At 49.5% G+C, this 17596-nt stretch carries 20 protein-coding genes; 10 read left to right on the top strand and 10 right to left on the bottom strand.

Translation table 11 applies throughout. The features are described from left to right. The first annotated feature begins 113 nt into the window (after nucleotides 1-113). Complete coding sequence (gene feaR, locus RTU33_RS08895; RefSeq protein WP_312626728.1) at nucleotides 114-1022, top strand: transcriptional regulator FeaR; 909 nt, start codon at nucleotides 114-116, stop codon at nucleotides 1020-1022. A gap of 89 nt (nucleotides 1023-1111) precedes the next feature. Here feaR and RTU33_RS08890 read toward each other — a convergent pair whose 3' ends face one another. Genes RTU33_RS08890 through RTU33_RS08880 form a run of 3 tightly spaced genes read right to left on the bottom strand, consistent with a single transcriptional unit; the run spans nucleotide 1112 to nucleotide 4273 of the window. Then, nucleotides 1112-1435, bottom strand: coding sequence for a YdbL family protein (locus RTU33_RS08890; RefSeq protein ID WP_312626727.1), 324 nt, complete (start codon nucleotides 1433-1435; stop codon nucleotides 1112-1114). A 7-nt stretch (nucleotides 1436-1442) separates the two neighbouring features. Beyond that, nucleotides 1443-1634 (bottom strand): YnbE family lipoprotein, encoded by a 192-nt coding sequence (locus RTU33_RS08885; protein ID WP_312626725.1) that lies wholly within the window; start codon nucleotides 1632-1634, stop codon nucleotides 1443-1445. Then, nucleotides 1631-4273, bottom strand: a complete 2643-nt coding sequence (locus RTU33_RS08880) for a YdbH family protein (protein ID WP_312626723.1) — start codon at nucleotides 4271-4273, stop codon at nucleotides 1631-1633. Before RTU33_RS08880 ends, RTU33_RS08885 begins: the two co-directional genes overlap by 4 nt. A 256-nt stretch (nucleotides 4274-4529) precedes the next feature. Between RTU33_RS08880 and RTU33_RS08875 the strand changes: the two genes are divergently transcribed. Together RTU33_RS08875 and hslJ are read left to right on the top strand one after the other, a co-directional pair. Continuing rightward, nucleotides 4530-5519 carry a 2-hydroxyacid dehydrogenase gene (locus RTU33_RS08875; protein WP_312626722.1) on the top strand — a complete coding sequence of 330 codons (990 nt, stop codon included), beginning with the start codon at nucleotides 4530-4532 and terminating at the stop codon, nucleotides 5517-5519. 116 nt (nucleotides 5520-5635) lie between these two features. After that, entirely contained in the window at nucleotides 5636-6052 is a 417-nt protein-coding gene (gene hslJ, locus RTU33_RS08870) for a heat shock protein HslJ (RefSeq protein WP_312626782.1), read from the top strand. 2 nt (nucleotides 6053-6054) lie between these two features. Here the strand turns inward: hslJ and RTU33_RS08865 are convergent, their stop codons facing one another. Then, on the bottom strand, nucleotides 6055-6321 hold the full coding sequence (locus RTU33_RS08865; protein WP_312626721.1) for a DUF333 domain-containing protein: 267 nt from the start codon (nucleotides 6319-6321) through the stop codon (nucleotides 6055-6057). Nucleotides 6322-6904: 583 nt separating this feature from the next. Between RTU33_RS08865 and RTU33_RS08860 the strand changes: the two genes are divergently transcribed. Further along, nucleotides 6905-7123 (top strand): cold-shock protein, encoded by a 219-nt coding sequence (locus RTU33_RS08860; protein WP_312626719.1) that lies wholly within the window; start codon nucleotides 6905-6907, stop codon nucleotides 7121-7123. Between the two features lie 331 nt (nucleotides 7124-7454). Here RTU33_RS08860 and RTU33_RS08855 read toward each other — a convergent pair whose 3' ends face one another. Then, entirely contained in the window at nucleotides 7455-7613 is a 159-nt protein-coding gene (locus RTU33_RS08855; protein WP_312626717.1) for a YnfU family zinc-binding protein, read from the bottom strand. Nucleotides 7614-7758: 145 nt separating this feature from the next. Between RTU33_RS08855 and RTU33_RS08850 the strand changes: the two genes are divergently transcribed. From RTU33_RS08850 to RTU33_RS08840, 4 genes are all read left to right on the top strand, one after another. After that, nucleotides 7759-7938 (top strand): cold-shock protein, encoded by a 180-nt coding sequence (locus RTU33_RS08850; protein ID WP_312626781.1) that lies wholly within the window; start codon nucleotides 7759-7761, stop codon nucleotides 7936-7938. Between the two features lie 90 nt (nucleotides 7939-8028). Further along, nucleotides 8029-8256: a hypothetical protein gene (locus tag RTU33_RS08845; RefSeq protein WP_312626716.1), complete on the top strand. Its 228-nt coding sequence runs from the start codon at nucleotides 8029-8031 to the stop codon at nucleotides 8254-8256. Between the two features lie 239 nt (nucleotides 8257-8495). After that, nucleotides 8496-8603: a YnaM/YnfT family protein gene (locus tag RTU33_RS21870; protein WP_409438239.1), complete on the top strand. Its 108-nt coding sequence runs from the start codon at nucleotides 8496-8498 to the stop codon at nucleotides 8601-8603. Nucleotides 8604-9768: 1165 nt separating this feature from the next. Next, nucleotides 9769-10002 (top strand): hypothetical protein, encoded by a 234-nt coding sequence (locus RTU33_RS08840; RefSeq protein WP_312626715.1) that lies wholly within the window; start codon nucleotides 9769-9771, stop codon nucleotides 10000-10002. Here RTU33_RS08840 and RTU33_RS08835 read toward each other — a convergent pair. The 3 genes from RTU33_RS08835 to RTU33_RS08825 are packed head-to-tail and all read right to left on the bottom strand — an operon-like array spanning nucleotide 9995 to nucleotide 11997. Beyond that, complete coding sequence (locus tag RTU33_RS08835) at nucleotides 9995-11263, bottom strand: Y-family DNA polymerase (RefSeq protein ID WP_312626780.1); 1269 nt, start codon at nucleotides 11261-11263, stop codon at nucleotides 9995-9997. The genes RTU33_RS08840 and RTU33_RS08835 overlap by 8 nt on opposite strands. Before the next feature lie 2 nt (nucleotides 11264-11265). Continuing rightward, entirely contained in the window at nucleotides 11266-11685 is a 420-nt protein-coding gene (locus tag RTU33_RS08830) for a translesion error-prone DNA polymerase V autoproteolytic subunit (protein ID WP_312626714.1), read from the bottom strand. 27 nt (nucleotides 11686-11712) lie between these two features. Continuing rightward, nucleotides 11713-11997 (bottom strand): hypothetical protein, encoded by a 285-nt coding sequence (locus RTU33_RS08825; RefSeq protein WP_312626713.1) that lies wholly within the window; start codon nucleotides 11995-11997, stop codon nucleotides 11713-11715. Between the two features lie 76 nt (nucleotides 11998-12073). On the opposite strand from RTU33_RS08825, the gene RTU33_RS08820 reads away from it, so the two are divergent. After that, entirely contained in the window at nucleotides 12074-12322 is a 249-nt protein-coding gene (locus RTU33_RS08820) for a DinI-like family protein (RefSeq protein WP_312626712.1), read from the top strand. 314 nt (nucleotides 12323-12636) lie between these two features. After that, nucleotides 12637-13734, top strand: a complete 1098-nt coding sequence (locus RTU33_RS08815) for an acyltransferase (RefSeq protein ID WP_312626711.1) — start codon at nucleotides 12637-12639, stop codon at nucleotides 13732-13734. 27 nt (nucleotides 13735-13761) lie between these two features. Here RTU33_RS08815 and RTU33_RS08810 read toward each other — a convergent pair whose 3' ends face one another. Then, a complete protein-coding gene (locus RTU33_RS08810; RefSeq protein WP_312626710.1) occupies nucleotides 13762-15681 on the bottom strand; it encodes a hypothetical protein in 1920 nt (639 codons plus the stop codon). A 55-nt stretch (nucleotides 15682-15736) separates the two neighbouring features. Further along, nucleotides 15737-17593, bottom strand: a complete 1857-nt coding sequence (locus tag RTU33_RS08805) for a host specificity factor TipJ family phage tail protein (protein ID WP_312626709.1) — start codon at nucleotides 17591-17593, stop codon at nucleotides 15737-15739. Between the last annotated feature and the right edge of the window lie 3 nt (nucleotides 17594-17596).

Raw genomic sequence — 17596 nt, 5'->3', positions numbered from 1 at the left:
AGTCATTCACGCGTCTGTCGTGGGTGATAGTTCTTTCGTATAGTCATCAGGGCACCCTTGTTTACGCAACATAAATGCAACAATGTGGTAGCACTTCAACGACTGAGGCAGATATGGCGCAAATTTCCGGCACCGAGCAGTTCCAGCAATGGCTGGCCCAGATTAACCAGGAGTGCGGCAATTTTGCTGCTCGCCCGCTGGACGGCGAATTCTCTGGTCACCTCGAAACCGGCTATACCCGCGCCCTTAAGCTCAGCACCGTTACCACCGCCAACGTCAATCTTTACCGCACTCAGAACGAGATCAAGGACCACAATGACAGCTGGTTTTACACCGTTTTTCAGCTGGAAGGTCAGGCCATTATTGAACAACATGACAGGCAGACGGTGATCCTGCCGGGCGACATCACACTGGTGGACGCCTCGCGCCCTTGCTCCATGGTCTGGCAGCAACCGTCGCGGCAGATCTCGCTGTTGCTGCCCCGAAGTTTACTGGAACAACAGCTGCGCGTCGGCGAGGCGCACTGCGTACAGAGGCTGGGTAAAAATCTGCCGATGGTACAGATGAGCCATCGCCTGTTGCAGGAAAGCATGAGCAATCGCGACCTGTCCGGCACGGAAATTGAAGCGGCCCTGGAAGCGATCGTCTGCCTGTTGCGCCCGGTTTTACAGCAACAGGACGTGCAGCCATCGCGCCGCGACAGGCAGTTTGAGAAGATCGTGCAGATGATTGATGACCATATTCAGGCCGAAACGTTGCGTCCGGAATGGCTGGCAAATGAAGCCGGTATGTCGGTGAGAAGCCTGTACAGAATGTTTGCGGATAAAGGACTGGTGGTGGCGCAGTACATCAAAAACCGTCGGCTCGACCTCTGCGCCAGAGCGCTGCGCCACGCGTCAGATGATGAAAAACTGGCCGGAATTGGCTTTAGCTGGGGATTTACCGATCACAGCCATTTCTCCACCGCATTTCGCCAGCGCTTTGGCGTATCGCCGGGAGAATACCGTAAGCGCCACCGCTAACTATCGTCAGGTGGCGCTTCGCTTACCTGACCTACAAAACCGTAACCATACCGTAGGCCGGATAAGCGTCAGCGCGATCCGGCAGGACGTCACTTGCGTAGCCACTTGCCGTTAATACCCTTCACATATTCGCCGGATTGCGCCCGGGAGACGAGCTTTTGCCCGGCCATCTTCGCCACTTCATCCACCGGCAGATTATTGCTGTCCGCCAACTGCTGATAGCTTTCGCTGCGGGCATCGTTAATTTTCTTCACCAGAGCCAGGGTCTCTTTATCCTGCTCGCGTGGCGCCAGGTAACCACTCAGCGTTTCCCCCACGCGCCCCTGCGCCCGCGCTTCATCCAGCGTTAGCGCCTGCACGCTCTGGCTGAGCAACCCAAGGCTAAACACAGCCATTAATATGCTTTTTTTCATAGCGGCCTCAGAACAGATCGCTGCGGGATTTCAGCAGGTTTTCAACGTCTTTATCCACTTTAATATGGATTTCATGCTCGATTTTGACGTTCATGTTGATGGTAATGGGCTCCTTCGGAGCGGCCACCTCTATCCGTGGCGTACAGCCGCTGAGGCTTAAAACCATCACTCCGCTCAGCATGGCGGTTATCGCTTTCATTGTTGCTCCTTACAGTCCTTGCCTGCCTGGCAACGCGGGTCCGGAAGGGCCGCGTTTTGCTCAAGCCATGCCTGAAGATTGTCGCCAAAGCGCAAGCTGCGCCAGAGATCGAACACGTTCTCTTCATGGGTATAGTTTAAATTGACCTTGCCGGTTTTTCCGTCGGCCCGACTGGTGCCGGATACCGTGGCCTGCAGGGTCAGCTTCCCGAGATTATCAAGATTGATTTTTGTCCATGACCGGGAAATTTCCATATAGCGCAGCCAGTTAATCGCCACTCCGGCGGCCATGTTGTCCTTAACCACCGCATCGGCGGTGTCTTTGTCGATACGCAAGGTCATCGTGCCGGGGTTGGTCAGCCAGCCGTCTTTGATTATCCATTTGTCGTTGTCGAGCCACAGCGGCATCGCCCCGCTCACCGGCCCGGACATGGTGAACTGCTTTGGATTTACGGCGCTGATAAGTTCGCTGGTGGAGATATTCTGCACGCGCAGCAGCGCCGGGTCGTGCTGCGGCATACGCAGCTGAAGCATAGACAGTTTCCCGCCGAGCAGATCAACGGTAACGTCGCTCAGCAGCAGCGGAGCGCTTTCGCTCCAGGGATAGCTACCCTGCAAATCGGCAGAAAAATTGTGCGCGGTGATCTGGTTGACGATTTCACCAATGCGCAGCGACACAGGGCCACGCGTTCCAAGCTGCCAGACGCCTTCACTGAAGCGGAACGGCAGCACAAAATCGACGCCGTTAATTTGGTTATCCGGCATCCAGGCGCTGCCGCCTTTCAGCACGCCGTGGCCACCCGCCTCAAAGCCTTGCCCTGCCGCCGCCGAAAACGCGACCTGGGCGTACAGCGAACCGTCCCGGAGATTCATTTTTAAGTCCGGCGGCACCAGTGGCTGGAAGACCGTCAGCGACTGTTTTGGCCACCAGGCTTCGCCACGCAGGCGTATGCCGTCCCAGCGGCCGTTAACCCGGACCGGGCCAATCGCTTCGGCATGCAAATCGCCTTTGAACTGGAACCATGTCGGATCGCGCCCGTCCACGCTGAATTTCAGGGTCGACGGCGGAAGCACGCTGCCGCCGCTGAAATGCGTCGGACCTGCGTCCAGCGACAGCGCCCCGCTCAGCGACGGATGCTGTTCATCGCGGATCCAGTGAATGGGTTGATCCAGCACCAGCCGCGGCTGGCTGACGGTCATCGTGCCGTACTGAAGTTTATCGAACCCGGTCGACAGGCTGTTGAGCACAATCGCGCTGTCGCGCCACTCGCCGTCGCCCTTCACGTCCCATTTCGCCTGCATCGGTGTGAAATGTCCGTCCCCCCAGTAACGCCAGCGCCAGCTGCCTTTGTCCGGCAGGAAGTTTTCCGCCTGACCATCGAGGTGCAGCACAAAATCGCCCATCTCCTGCTCATGGGCACGCAGAATGGCCTGCAAACGCCCGTCCACGCCCTGGCTGCTGACGTGCACACCGGCAAGCGGCCAGCGAATCTCATCAATATTCAGGGAATCAATCACTCGTCCGCGCGAGCGCAGCAGTGCGCCGGGCGCGAAGCTCAACAGCGGATCGGTTAAAGGGCCACTTAGCTGGGCTGGCAAAATAGCGTACAGAACCAGGTCGTCGTATTTCGCTTCGCCGGTCAACTGCAACGGCATCGCACTGTTATCCATGCTGAGCGTGCCCGGGCCGATCGTCAGTACGGCGTTGCCTTTCCCTGCGGCGCCCTGCGTCAGCACGTTCATTCGCCCGGCGATCTGCATTTTGTCGATGCCCTGCTGCCAGTTATCCACCTTCAGTCCGACTCTGCCGCTCAGCGGTAAACCTTCCTGCCACGGCCAGTTCCAGCGCCCGTCACTAATAGTCAGCCGCTCACGGGTCAGCTCCCATGGCAAATCCAGCAATGGATCCGGGTTATCGCGTGCCGTCACCACCAGCTGCCCCTGGTTCTCTCGCCACTCCAGTTCAGCATCGACGAGGTCCGCCGGATCCGGGAGCTGGAAAGTCGTCACCACGTGGCCATTGACCGGCAGGCCGTCCGGCACCAGCGGCATGGTGAATTCCCCAACCAGTTTTATCGGCGGTTTGTCATCCTGCACCCGTGCTTCGAGACGACTTACGGTGAGCTGTTGCCCTTTCAGGCTGGCCTGAAGATGTACCGCTTCACCGTCATAGCTGAGTTCCTGTTTTGCCGGGGTTAACGATACAGCCAGTTTGCCCTGCCATTTTTCCCACGGCGAAAGTCGCAGCTGGTCGATGGTCAGCCAGCTGTTCGGCAGCATAGATTGCCACTCGGCAAGGCTGCGTGGCGCGCCGGGTGCGGGCGTGCTTTCCGGGATTTTGCTCAGGCAGGCCGAATTGATATCAAGCGCGCCGACGTGCAGTCGCCAGCGGCTGGGGTGAGAAAGTTCCACGTTGGTCGCTTCCGCCAGCTGGCAGTCGCCCACCAGATAGCGCAGCTCAGGCAAGCGCACGGAGTTTCGGGTTAAGCGCGGGCTGTGATCGATGGCGATTCGCGTTCCCGCCGGAAGCCAGATACCCGCAAGGGTCGGCACCCAGTGCGTCAACGTCAGCAGCAACGTGAGCGGCAGGAGAATAAGAAGCAACAATAGCGCGATCGCGGCTTTCCAGGTACCCTTCATGGGCGGTTAACATCCTGATTTGTTGTAAGTAAAAGCCGAATTGGCCCGTATTGTGGCATGTTTAGCCCAGTCGTTAAAGTCACCGTCAGGTTTAAGCATAGATGCAGGACTTTGCCTCTTCCTGAGGATCCCTAAAACATCTGCACAATATGCTCTACACTCTCTGATATAACCTGCTAATTAAACTAATTTTTAAAATTTGTATGATTATTTTAAATATGCTACCGTGACGTTAATATCACTGGAGAAAAGTCTTATGAAAATCGCAGTTTACAGCACAAAGCAGTACGATAAAAAGTATCTGCAAGATGTTAATGATGCATTTGGCTTTGAACTTGAATTTTTTGACTTCCTGCTAAGCGAAAAAACAGCCAAAACCGCTCATGGCTGTGATGCCGTCTGTATTTTCGTTAACGACGACGGCAGCCGCCCGGTTCTGGAAGAGTTAAAAAACCATGGTGTTAAGTACATCGCTCTGCGCTGCGCCGGGTTTAACAACGTCGATCTGGATGCGGCTAAAGAACTGGGCCTGCGCGTGGTTCGTGTGCCTGCGTATTCACCTGAAGCGGTAGCCGAACATGCGATTGGTCTGATGATGTCGCTGAACCGTCGTATTCACCGGGCTTATCAACGCACCCGTGATGCAAACTTCTCCCTGGAGGGCCTGTGCGGTTTTACTATGCACGGTAAAACCGCGGGCGTCATCGGCACCGGGAAAATCGGCGTGGCGACGTTGCGTATTCTGAAAGGCTTCGGCATGAAGCTGCTGGCCTTCGACCCGTACCCAAGCGAAGCGGCGCTGGAGCTGGGCGTGGAATATGTCGACCTGCCGACGCTGTTCTCCCGGTCAGATATTATCTCTCTGCACTGCCCACTGACGCCGGAAAATTATCACCTTCTGAACCACGCCGCATTCAGTCAGATGAAGGACGGCGTCATGGTGATCAACACCAGCCGTGGCGGCCTGATTGATTCTCAGGCAGCGATTGAAGCGCTAAAAACCCAGAAAATCGGCGCGCTGGGAATGGACGTATATGAAAACGAGCGCGATCTGTTCTTCGAAGATAAGTCCAACGACGTGATTCAGGATGACGTCTTCCGTCGCCTGTCGGCCTGCCATAACGTGCTGTTTACCGGGCATCAGGCCTTCCTCACCGCCGAGGCGCTGACCAGCATTTCCGAAACCACGCTGGAAAACCTGCGCCAAATCGATAATGGCGAAACCAGCCCGAACGCCCTCGTTTAACCTTTTCTGCTCCCCGTTTTCGGGGAGCACTTTCGGATAATCCCCACTCTTCAGCCCGGCACTACAGTGTCATGCTGTGTTGGTATTATTTATTTGGTGAATATTTGATGAGCAGTATGAAACTGACGCTCGCCCTGGTGGCGGCAACTCTCCTGGCAGGCTGTGTCTCCACCAGCAAGGTGACCACGCAGCCGGAACAGCTTCAACACCATCGCTTTGTGCTTGAGAGCGTAAACGGCAACAATGTCAGCCCGGCAAAACCGCTGGAGCTGAGCTTCGGTGAGAAAATGCACATTTCAGGGAATATGTGCAACCGCTTTACCGGCGAAGGAAAGCTGTCAGACGGCGAGCTGAAGGTGAAAAACCTGGCGATGACGCGCATGCTCTGCACGGATGCGCAGCTGAATCAGCTGGACGCACTGGTCGGCGCTATGCTGCACGACGGTGTACAGGTTGACCTCACGGAAAACCAGCTGACCCTTGCAACGTCCCATGATTCGCTGGTGTATAAGCTCGCCGATCTGGTGAACTAACGTCAATAGTTACCACAGGACCCGGTGGCAAGAGACTGCTCGCTGCATCGCTTGCCATTGGGAAGTGCGCACATACCGATGGCAGAGCCATCCAGCTGACGGGCAACGGATAATGCGCCGCCAATCATCGCGCAGTTGGCCTGCCCTGAGTCAGACATCGCCGCCCGCATACCTGGCGTGACATGTGCCGCCGTGGCCTGCTGTACGGGTTCACTGCTGCATGCCGACAGCAAAAGTGCCGCGCATCCTACCCAAAAAGCTGCTCGCATTCTCTTTATTCCCCTGTCAAATACGGTTCGCAAAACCTGTTCATAATAGGCAGCAAGCGGCGTGACGTCGAGAGACGAGGCACGCATTTTGCCTTTTTGAAACAAATTCTAGCAATTTATCGCCCAAGGGATTGACCTGCTCGTTGTTAAAAGGAATACCAGGGGCGCAAAAGTATAAATGGGGACCTCTGGTTTCAGTCTGACCGTTTAGAAATTTACCATGTTTGAACGTTATTCAGGCCCAAATTCGCCAAGAAGACCTCGCCTGCATAGCCGCAGGGACGATACAACGTCAGGTCCGCAATAAAAATATTATTGTCACAAACAGGCGATAAGCTGATGTTTCTGTCCATTTGAATTCTCCTCAGGAAGCCCGGATGGCTAAAATAAAATTTGCTAATTAATACTCACCGTGTATTAATGAATGAGTCAAATCAACACACAGACGAACGTAAAAACATTTTACAGAGCAATCCTCATAACCAGGCGCTATCGCTGATATCCCCTCCTTTTGAGTCCATAAGTTTAATATTATACGTTTATAATCAATACTACATTTTTAAAATGGTCAACAGGAGTCAGTATGTCCACAAGAATTAAAGGCCTGGTTAAGTGGTTTAACGAAGGCAAAGGTTTTGGTTTTATCTCCCCGCTTGATGGGAGCAAAGATGTGTTTGTCCATTTTTCAGCTCTTCAGGGTGATAACTTCAAAACGCTCTTTGAAGGCCAGAAGGTTGAATTCGCGATTCATAGTGGTGACAAGGGTCCTGCTGCTGCCAGCGTAATACTTTGCGACAAATAAACATTTGTGGGCTGCGACAACGATGATGGATTATTCCTGAGTAGACAGTCCCCAAACCTGTAGCGCCCGGATTTTTCGGACAAATCGGCCAGTATATTTTAGATTTTACATGAGAATGCTGACCGATATAATGAAGATCAGATTTACTGCATGAACAGCTTGAAAACAGAAGCTAACGGCATATAAAAATAAAGTTAAGAGGCCTGACGACCTCCAAAAGCATCACTTCATTTACTTTGCCGGGTTAGTCACTGTCAATTTCAGTTACCTTATGGAAATATTCAAGAAAAATTAAGTGATCTTATCCCCTGACAGGTGCTTTTCTTTTAAATCACTTTGCTGACTTGAATAAAGTACTACAGTAAGGGCAGACAAGCTGAGACCCTTTTTGAACACGGCTAAAGCTATGCTCAGAATCTTTTGAACAGTTAGGGCAAGGGCATTTTACTAAGTGATTACGACGGGTTTGTGTGTTTTTACGTCCAGACATAGGCATCTCCTGGTTTAAGGGACTGCCACCATACACGTTAAATCACATTCTTGCTTGCCTTTATGGCAACGACTTGCAAAAAAACGAAAATGCAAGGCTTTTCTGCTACTGGCTCCAACTAAAAATCATTAACGAGGTAAATAATATTACTATAAACATTCATTTCAGATGTCCATGCTGTCATGGCTCTCAATACCGAACGTCAATTTTTGATGTGTCCGAGAAAAATCCATTTGGCGCAAAGTGTATTTTCTGTAAATCGACAATGACGTTTGATAACAGCCATCAATTCAGCAAAAATGATATTTTAAGAAATAATACATAGTTGCTCCGGGTTTGTTGTTAACAAACTATCGAGTCTCCTTTTGCAGGGATTTTATATCTATGAAAAAAATCATCAACTCCAGGGTGGCATATGAAAAAGGTAATCGTTTTTTTTAATGCTGAGCCTTGCAAGGTCATTACCGTTCTTAAGGGCATTACATCTATCCGTAAGGAGTATCCAAACGGTGAAGAGACACATCTCCAGATAATGTCTGCCGGTTTTCCTTCGCTGACGGGTGATCATGGCATTGTTTACGTAGCATCAGACAGAGAGCTGACTTCACAGGAGATCCGGGATGCTGCCAAAAAACATTTATGATATCTCTAAAATGTTTATCTTCCATATCATGTTAAAATCTGGGTTTAATCCCAGGTATAACTCCCCCGTTTATCGGATAAATCATATACAAAAATAATAAGATAAAAATTATTGTTACCCTGCCCAGCAGCATTTTTTGTTGTTCGTTATGACTCGAACAAAATTTCCGTTCAGAAAGTTATGAACTTAGACTGGTGCAGATTGTCTAAAAAATCACTCTCAACAGAAAAGGTGATGCTATGACATCCTTAATATTAACAACGGCCATTGCTGCATTTATTGGTTTGATGCTGCTCAGTCTGGTTCAAGTTTGGATCGGTACATCTAACAATCCCGATAAACAGTAGTAAATTCAGGAGCCACATCGGAGAGACTTCCTGCCCAGTAACGGCCAACCGCGATACGTTCCTGCACGGTGGTCAACTGCTTCTTCACGAAGATGTCCTCTGTATTGGTGCTTCAATCGTTTTCTTTGCTTCTGCTGCTTCCATATGCGCTCGCCTGGCATATCCAGATGTAAATCTGTTCAGCACTCATCGGGGTATGTTCTTTGGCTCGCCAGCAACAATCATCGAAGACTCAACTGTAAAGCGGCGCTTGAAAGTGGAAACAGCCAGCGAGCCACTGTCGTCGGCGCTAATTTCTGCAGAACACAGACAGTTTCCGTCGATAGCCTGCGGGATTTCTACTGTCCAGCCTTCCGAATTCAGACCAGGACTTCCTGCTACCTGTTAAACCCCGATCGATTTTTTCGTTTCCCCTACATCTTCGTCATTGTATTTCAGAATCCCCCCCAAACAATCGCACACTACCGGCAAGACTATCTTGATGAATACGTTCGTATCGACGGGGCTGTTTGACCTTTCAAAACAACCTCCATGGCGAAGTATTTGAAGTGATGAATCCCGGCCAGTGCCAAATGCTCCAATCTCCATCACATTTGACTTTGCTGTGCCGATATCACGAATAGCACTGCTTCCTGAACCATAAGCAGCTCTCATCGCCAGCCAGATGGGGCATGAAAACGCAAAGATGGTTTACGAGGTATACTCAAAGTGGATCGGGGAAAGGGAGCAGGTTGCCTTAGTGAATGAAAAGCTTGAAAACATTTTGCCCCAAATGCGCCCCATTTGTCCGATAGTGCCCAGGAAGGTTTCACAACTTCAATGAGTTACACGGCAGTCCTATAATAGAACAATAATTACAGGACTCGCCGAGGTTATCGTGGGTCCCTTTTTCTTGCGCAATGTAAGGGTGTCACATGATTACTATGGATGCACATTTTTAAAACTTACTGAAGATCGCCCAAGAGCAGGTTGTTTTTCAGTTCGTTATCTCTGGATAATTGTTCAGTTTATGTTCTAACGTGAACTTTAGCGATTTTTCCTGCCCCACTCCTGCCCCATCGCCGTAACTTTGCGAGCACGTTACCAAAATTACGATCCCACCGTTTACCCTTATTTCATTCCTGGCGACAATCCAATCACCTTTACCAGCCATAGCATCAGGACGATGAAACAGAAAACCTACCACTATCTCCGCGGCAGCGATGTAGTTCGCGACGGAATGTACCTTGAACTCATAGAGGCCGATACCTCACCACAAAAGCAACTCGCAGAAGTTTTCTACTCGGACGTCACACACGAGCTAACCCTGACCTATCAGGAGCCAGATATTCCGATTTCAGTAATGAACGATTTCATGAACGCCGCTCTAAAACTTCTGCCCATGAAGCCAATTACCTGACGACGAGAAGATCGGAGTATCGCGTAGTATATCGCGGAGAAAGCATTTCGCGCTTCATCTGCCACTGCTGCTGTATGCCCTGCCCGGCAAAGTACAGCGTTCCCCGGCCATCTTTGGCGTTCAGATGGTCCAGTACTTCCATCAGCTTATTGCTGTTGGGCTTCGGCGCGTTATCGTCGAAGAGATTGAGTTGCGCTACGCCCTGGCTGAAGAAGTCGCCAAGCATGATCCCCGCTTTCTGATACCGGTGGCCGTCACGCCATATCGCATCAAGACAGCGCGTGGCCGCGCCGATGATGTCGCGGCTGTCCTGCGTGGGCGTCAGCAACTTTACTGACGAGCTGTTTCCATAATAAGGCTCGTTGAGCGCAAATGGCGACGTCTTGACGAACGCGGATACAAAGCGGCAATACTGATGCTCGCCGCGCAGCTTCTCCGCAGCCCGGGTGGCATAGCTGCAGATCGCCTGACGCATCTCTTCGTAATCCGTAATGCGGCCGCCGAACGATCGGGAGCAGACGATTTCTTGTTTCACCGGTGCGAACTCTTCCAGTTCAAGGCAGGGCTCGCCGTTCAGCTCGCGGACAGTGCGCTCCAGTACCACATTGAAGTGCTTCCTGATGAATCGGATGTCAGTGTCCGCCAGCTGCAGCACAGTCTTGATACCCATCGCTTCCAACTTTTTCGAAATGCGGCGGCCAACGCCCCAGACTTCGTCAACCGGCAGCGCTGCCATCAATTTTCTTTGCCGCTCCAGGTTCGACAAATCCACAACCCCGCCCGTCTGCCGCTGCCATTGTTTCGCCGCGTGGTTCGCCAGCTTTGCCAGCGTCTTCGTTTGAGCGATTCCGACGCCCACGGTCAGATGCGTACGCTGCAAAACGGTGGCGCGTATCTCCTTTCCGAACTCAGTAAGATCCCGGCAATTCCGGACTCCTGTCAGGTCACAGAATGCTTCGTCGATCGAGTAAATCTCGCAGCGCGGCGACATCTCCTCAAGCGTTGTCATCACACGGTTGGACATATCCGCGTACAGCTCATAGTTGCTGCTGAAGCACACCACACCGTGACGCCGGAATAAGTCCTTTTGCTTGAAGTATGGGTCGCCCATCTTGATGCCGAGTTTCTTAGCCTCTGCCGACCTGGCGATCACGCAGCCGTCGTTATTTGAGAGAACAGCAACAGGCCTTCCTTTCAGGTCCGGGCGGAACACAGTCTCGCAGGACGCATAGAACGAGTTCACATCACACAGCGCAAACATGCTCAACTCGCAGACTTCACGATGTACGTGACCACGCCGAAAATTTCCAGGTTGTCCTCACTGCCGATCATGATTGGGCGGTATGACGGGTTCTCGGCCTTGAGCATGACGATCGGATGCAACTGCAGACGCTTAACAGTAAATTCGCCGTCCACCGCGGCAATGACGATGTCGCCATGAACGGCTTTCCTTGAGCTGTCGACAACCAGCAGATCGCCCTCTCCTATTCCTGCTTCAACCATCGAATCCCCGGAAGACTTCACGAAATACGTCGCGCTGGGGTGCTGCACCATCAGCTCGTTTAAGTCGATCCTCTGTTCAACATAGTCCTGAGCCGGGCTTGGGAACCCGCACTGGACCATTTCCCCAAACAGCGGTATAGCGACAACCTGGCGTAACTCAGAAGGCGTGAAAAGCTGCATAATAATCACCGTAAAATTAGAGCGGGGCTACATCACTGGCAGGTCATCGAAACCGGCCCGGTTGATGATGTGCGTTACCACGCCGATCACCTCAACATCATCAAGACCTTCCCCTTCGATTGCTTCGCCGTCTTCCGTGATCAGCGCGCCACCAGCAAGGCGAGCAAATTCGCGATGCCCTTGATACGCAATCAGCAGAACGTGGGGCGCGCCAGGCTTTCCGCTGCGGTCGACAACTGCAAAACCGTTTTGCGTTTCAACAACATCGGCATGCTTGCTAATTCCACATGTTGCGTAGATTGACTGCTGCATGATGTACCTCCATTGAATACTGGATAGAAATACAGTATAAATACTGTATATCTAACCAGTAAAGAAGGAATATTCAATGTTTGTGGAACTCGTTTATGACAAAAGGAATTTTGTTGGTTTGCCTGGCGCAAACGGCATGATCCTCGCCGAACTGACGAAACGGATTCACCGAATTTTTCCGGATGCCGACGTCCGCATTAAGCCGATGATGACGTTGCCAGCAATCAACACGGATGCCAGCAAGCATGAGAAGGAGCGGATCAGTGCCGCAGTGCAGGAAATGTTTGAAGAGGCAGATATGTGGTTGGGTGGTGATGATAGCTAACAAAAAGCCCACCTGAGTGGGCCTGTCGCCATTGCCATGATGGTGTGGTAGAATCCTTGCGCCAGCAAGCTCTCTGGAAAAGACTGCTGGCATGACCCCGGTATGTGGAAACACTGCCGGGTTTTTAACGTGAGGTTAAGGCACCATAGCGGTCGGAGTCCTAACTATTAACTAACAGAGAGACCAGTTTAGCCTTTGCCATTGTTTGTATGTTTTAATACAATTAAATATCATCATTAATTTAATCATTACAAATGACATAGACATGATTATGTGTATTACTCTCTTTCTGTTTCTTAAACGGGAATCTACGTATGCAAGGCCATAAAATTAGTTATCTTGAGGGACTTCGCGGAATTAGTTGTATGGTTGTAATTTTTGACCATTGCGTGAATGATTTCTACCCTGCTCTTCGCCACACCGGTGATCCGGGGGTCGCAGGCGCAATAAAAACGATAATAGCTGCATCGCCTTTAAACATAATATATAGCGGATTGATATCTGTTTTTATTTTTTTTGTGCTAAGTGGGTATGTACTATCATATAAATATCATAAAACAAAAGAATTGTCTGTGGTAACAATTGGGGCGTTAAAGCGATACTTCAGGCTACTAATACCTGTTATAGCATCTATGATTTTCTTCTGGCTTTGCTTTGAAAGCATTTCATTAATTTTCGGAGATAGAAATCCTTTCTCACTAAACACAATTATCAAAACTTCAGTATATAATGTATTTTTTACAGGCAAGGATGTAATAAATGGCCCGCTCTGGACAATGCATATTGAGCTGATGGGTTCTTTTGTCGTATTTGCTCTAATTGCGCTCACGCACAACTTATCAAAAAGATGGTTAATTTATACTGCGTGCTTGGCTTACTCATTCAATACCGTTTATTTCCTTTTCATCTTTGGTGCTTTTGTATGTGACATTGTTACATCAGGATATTTAAAAGATAAGTTCACATGCACAAACAAATACATGCTTGCATTTTTATTTGTCACTTCTTTAATTTTCATGTCATACCCAACCATACGCCCAGGAGTGTCAACCATTGGAATGCACTCAATAATGAAAATTGATACAAACTTCAATATCGCAAGCTTCTGGCATATTCTCGGCGTATGTTTATTTTTTTATTTCTCAATGAATTCAAAAATAACCCAGGACATATTCAGCAGAAAAACACCTTTATTCCTAGGTAAAATCTCATTTTCATCATATGTAATACACTTCCCTATACTTCTACTGGTAAAAAGATTTGGGTTGGATTTTGGAAATGGCTCTTTGACATTATTGCTCAACTCTTTTCTAGTTTATTTTTTCAGCATAATTGTATCAATTGCTTTCGAAAAATACATAGACAGAAACGCGGTTCATATATCAAACAAATTGGTTGCCGCTTTCAAATAAAACAAAAGGGAGCTAGGCTCCCTTTTTTTATCTGGCAAATGCCCCCCTAACCCTACGAATTGCAGCCCTCCGCAGTGTTCCTTCAGAACTTCTGGCACTTAGTTTTATCGCCCAGTATCTATTTTTCACACCGGTAAGTGTATCAACTGCATTGAAGTTGACTGTAGCGCTCCCGGTGGTCGTAATAGTTTGCACTAAAGTTGTGCTGTTTCCTAAACCTGCAATTAACTGCCAAGTGCTAACTACTGATTGAGATGTTAGATCCAGATAGTCAAATTTTACATAGTCCGGACGGACTGGCACGCCAAAATCTAATACCAGTAAATCACCGACAATGAAAACAAATGCGCCAACAGTTGTTGGCACCACGCTACCATCCTCAATGGCGCAAGTTGTATTTGGATGCAACCACCACCACGACCCTTTATTGGTTGGGCCTATGTTATTTTGATCGGTGGTCGAGCTATAATTAAGCCCGCAATTATTTATATCAAGTGGCCTGCATCTTTCTGTGGTTCTTTGTCTAGCGAATTGTATAAGGTCTTTATAAGCCCATTTTATGGGCTCGCTGTTTTCAATGCTCTCCATAATGCTTGGGCTATCTGGAACATAAAAAATAAAACATACAAACCCAGGAAATCTAGAAAGCCAGCCTCGATTTGATGATTTTATCTCATCTACTGTCGGGTTTAGGTTTGTTCCAGTATGTTGATTGAATGTTTGCAATATTGGAACGCAGCGCCCCTCTCTTGTAGCACCTTCTTCCATAGGACCGATAAGATTGGCAATATAATACTTTATTTCGTTGAAGGTATGGAACTGCCTGTAAACTGAGATGTAAATAACATCCACACGATAGTCTAGTTTTTTTGCAGCATTAACATCAGCAGTGAGGGCGGCACTTATAGGTTTAGATGTTAAAGCTTTTACTGCATCAATTACTTGATCTTGGTATGTAAGGGTAGCGTAAGATTTTGTATCAGGTTCGTCAAAGCAATAGATGCCAACAACCGCATCATCACTAAAGTATGACGATACCTGAGAAAGGTATGTGGGGATTTGATCCTCAAATCCGGCAATGCCTAATATTAGTGAGACGTCATATAGTTTGCACAATTCAAAAAATATAGGGAACTGAATTGTCAATGAGTCACCAGGAAAAATATAGTTAATAAAAGTTCCAATTCCAAGCCCCTTTGCATACATAAAATAGCTGGGGTCATGAACAAACATCTGGGTGAAACATGTTACATCACCATTGATGTTTTTCTCTGGAATGATTTTAAATTCAGAACCAAAAATATCGTAGAATCTTATAACGTTGCCGGTGGACGGAACTCCTATTACACCCGTTCTTACATAGCTCACATTCGAGTATTTATATCTTATAGCAATGATATTATATTTTGAAAGGTCCGCGAATTGTGCAGATGCCAGGTTCTCAAATTCGATAGCCAATTGAGACGAAATTAATTCATTAATCCCGTCCAGAGCATCAGCAACAGTCTCATCACCGTACCCAACGAGGCTGGCCCCCGTAGACTTTGCTAAATCTTTCCGCAATACATCACTGACATCGACCGCCAGCCACTTTCCTTCCCCTACACCGCCAGTAGAATCAGGTGTCGAGCCAGCGGGAACAGTTTTAGGCAGCGTGGTTAAATCATCCCAGCGATACCAAACGCCCGTTGACTCATCCTGGATAATGTCGCCCGCAGTGGTGATAGTTGCACCATCCTGGAATGTGCCGACAGGGTTCCAGCCCAGGTTATAGATTTGCTGTAAAACAAGCTGCTTCAGGCCTTCAATGGTGTAATGCTTTCCTCCAAGGCGGTCAATGTACTGAGATGCCTGCGAAGTAACGAACTCATCAATCTTGCCAGCATTAAACTTCAGGTCTTGCGGTTTTTCGCTTGGTACAGCCATATTGGTAGGTGTAGTAGCCATATTGTGCCCATAAAAAAGCCAGCGCTATGGCTGGCTTTAAGTTGAAGTGAATTGCTTACGGGTAAATCAGGTCGCTGTATTCTTCCAGCGTTAAGGACGTGGTTCCGTCACCATTTGGTTGCTTGGCTGTGATAGTCCACTGCGTTGCATCCAGTTCCGTTGATGTTGCGATGACATAGCGCGAAGGTGACTGAACGTCGTAGCCGTCGTAAATGTTGAGAATGATGTTTGGTACTGCAGCTGTGAATCCGAACGGCGTGTCGCTGCGTTGAGTTGCCGGGTAGCGCGCTGTCGTATTCCCGAGAGAATCGGTCACAACGACAAACATGCTGCCAGAAAAATCGATACGCTCGCTGGTATCGAAGTTATTTCCATTTCGGGCTGTAACGTACCCGGCTTGCTGATTCGTGTCGTATGTGTCCGGAACCTTAACCATATCACCGATGTTTACCCATTCGCCGTCAGCCATGGCCGTAATCTGCATTGTCATGCGTGAATAGATAAGCCGTTTACACTCGCGCAGCGCGCGCTCGTCCGCCTGAAACCTGTTCCTGACGTACAGCATTTCGAACTTCTTCGCTTTGGCCGGTGATCCTTCAATAATGGAATTGCCGGAAATCCGGTACCGAACAAAGTCCTGCTTATTGGTGTCCGGGTTACGGAACTGCACCTCCACACCGTCATAGCCACCTGGAAGCGTCATGTCATACGACAAGGAGTAACCATCAGGCTTCGTATTCGATCGATTGAATATCGTGGCCGCAGACGTCTTTTTGCTGTCGCGGGTGAAAGAAAGCACACCGTTATCGTCATAAACGGACACGCTGGCTGCGTCACAGATGGTCTCCATTCGCGAGCCGAGCGACACATCTTCATCGTCAAATGTGTAGTCGAAATATCCGAGCCGTGGATCAATGACGTCTATTTCAGACTGAATCTGGTACAGGCCGTAAATGTCAATGCTCGACTCCGGCTGCTGACCGACGACAAGCCAGTTAAACAGAGCAATATCTGCAAATTTCCGTGACGGCCTGAGCGTGTAATCTACCTGCTGCGTCGTCATGTTGTAACTGATGACGTGGCGGGTGATCAGCGCGTTGTATTTCCTGTCGCGGCCGCTCGTTGCATTTTCAGTGGCCCGGACCTTTACCATTACCAGCGAATCTTCATCGTGAACGACATTCGTCCTGACGTTGACAGCATGAATCTCTTCAACTTGCAGCTTACTTGCATCGCTACTGTTATCGGTCCTCTTGAAGGTGATTGCATAACGCCCAAAACCGCCAGCAGGAGTGAGTTTATCAGTCCGGTTAAACGTCTCCGACATGTAGTCGTGTGGCGTTGTCTGCCGGTACGTAAACGTCTGCTCCGTGCCGGGTATCAGGTTGTTGTCATTGTCGACTTTCCAGATGTTTACCACCCAGTTAGTTTCGCTGTTACCCCCAAGACCTGACTGCGTATGCAGCCACAACTGGCTTGATGGTATCGGAGAGAAGAAAGGTCCGACTATCAGCGCGGCGTTATCGTTTAGGATGAACTTCGTCGTGTTGATAGTCGCATCCTGAATGGGTATAGAAGGGCCATTCAGGTTGTCGAAAGTGAAGGTGTAATAGTAAACAGGACTGACAACAGACCCATCGTTTGTCTCAGCAAAACTGATAAGCCGCCCAGACAGAGTCACGTCTTCCGTGCGGGTTCCGCCGGTTATCGGGTACGTCACGTTGATAGTGAACGTTACCGGGTGCGGAAAAGCCAGGTCGGCGAAGTAATCGAAGTCCGCCTGTTTAACGATTTTCATCGCTATCTGGCCTCCAGCATATACGCCGCTGATGACAGTGTTTGCCGTCGCCGTTTCTACCGGGAAATCGTCGCTTTCGTTAAGCCCCGGCACCTCCTGTCGGTCATCACCCATACG

The sequence above is a fragment of the Scandinavium sp. genome (assembly GCF_032012665.1).
In the GTDB taxonomy this organism is placed as follows: domain Bacteria; phylum Pseudomonadota; class Gammaproteobacteria; order Enterobacterales; family Enterobacteriaceae; genus Scandinavium.
Note: the sequence above shows the minus strand (reverse complement) of the source record. Positions and strands in the feature narration are given on the sequence as shown.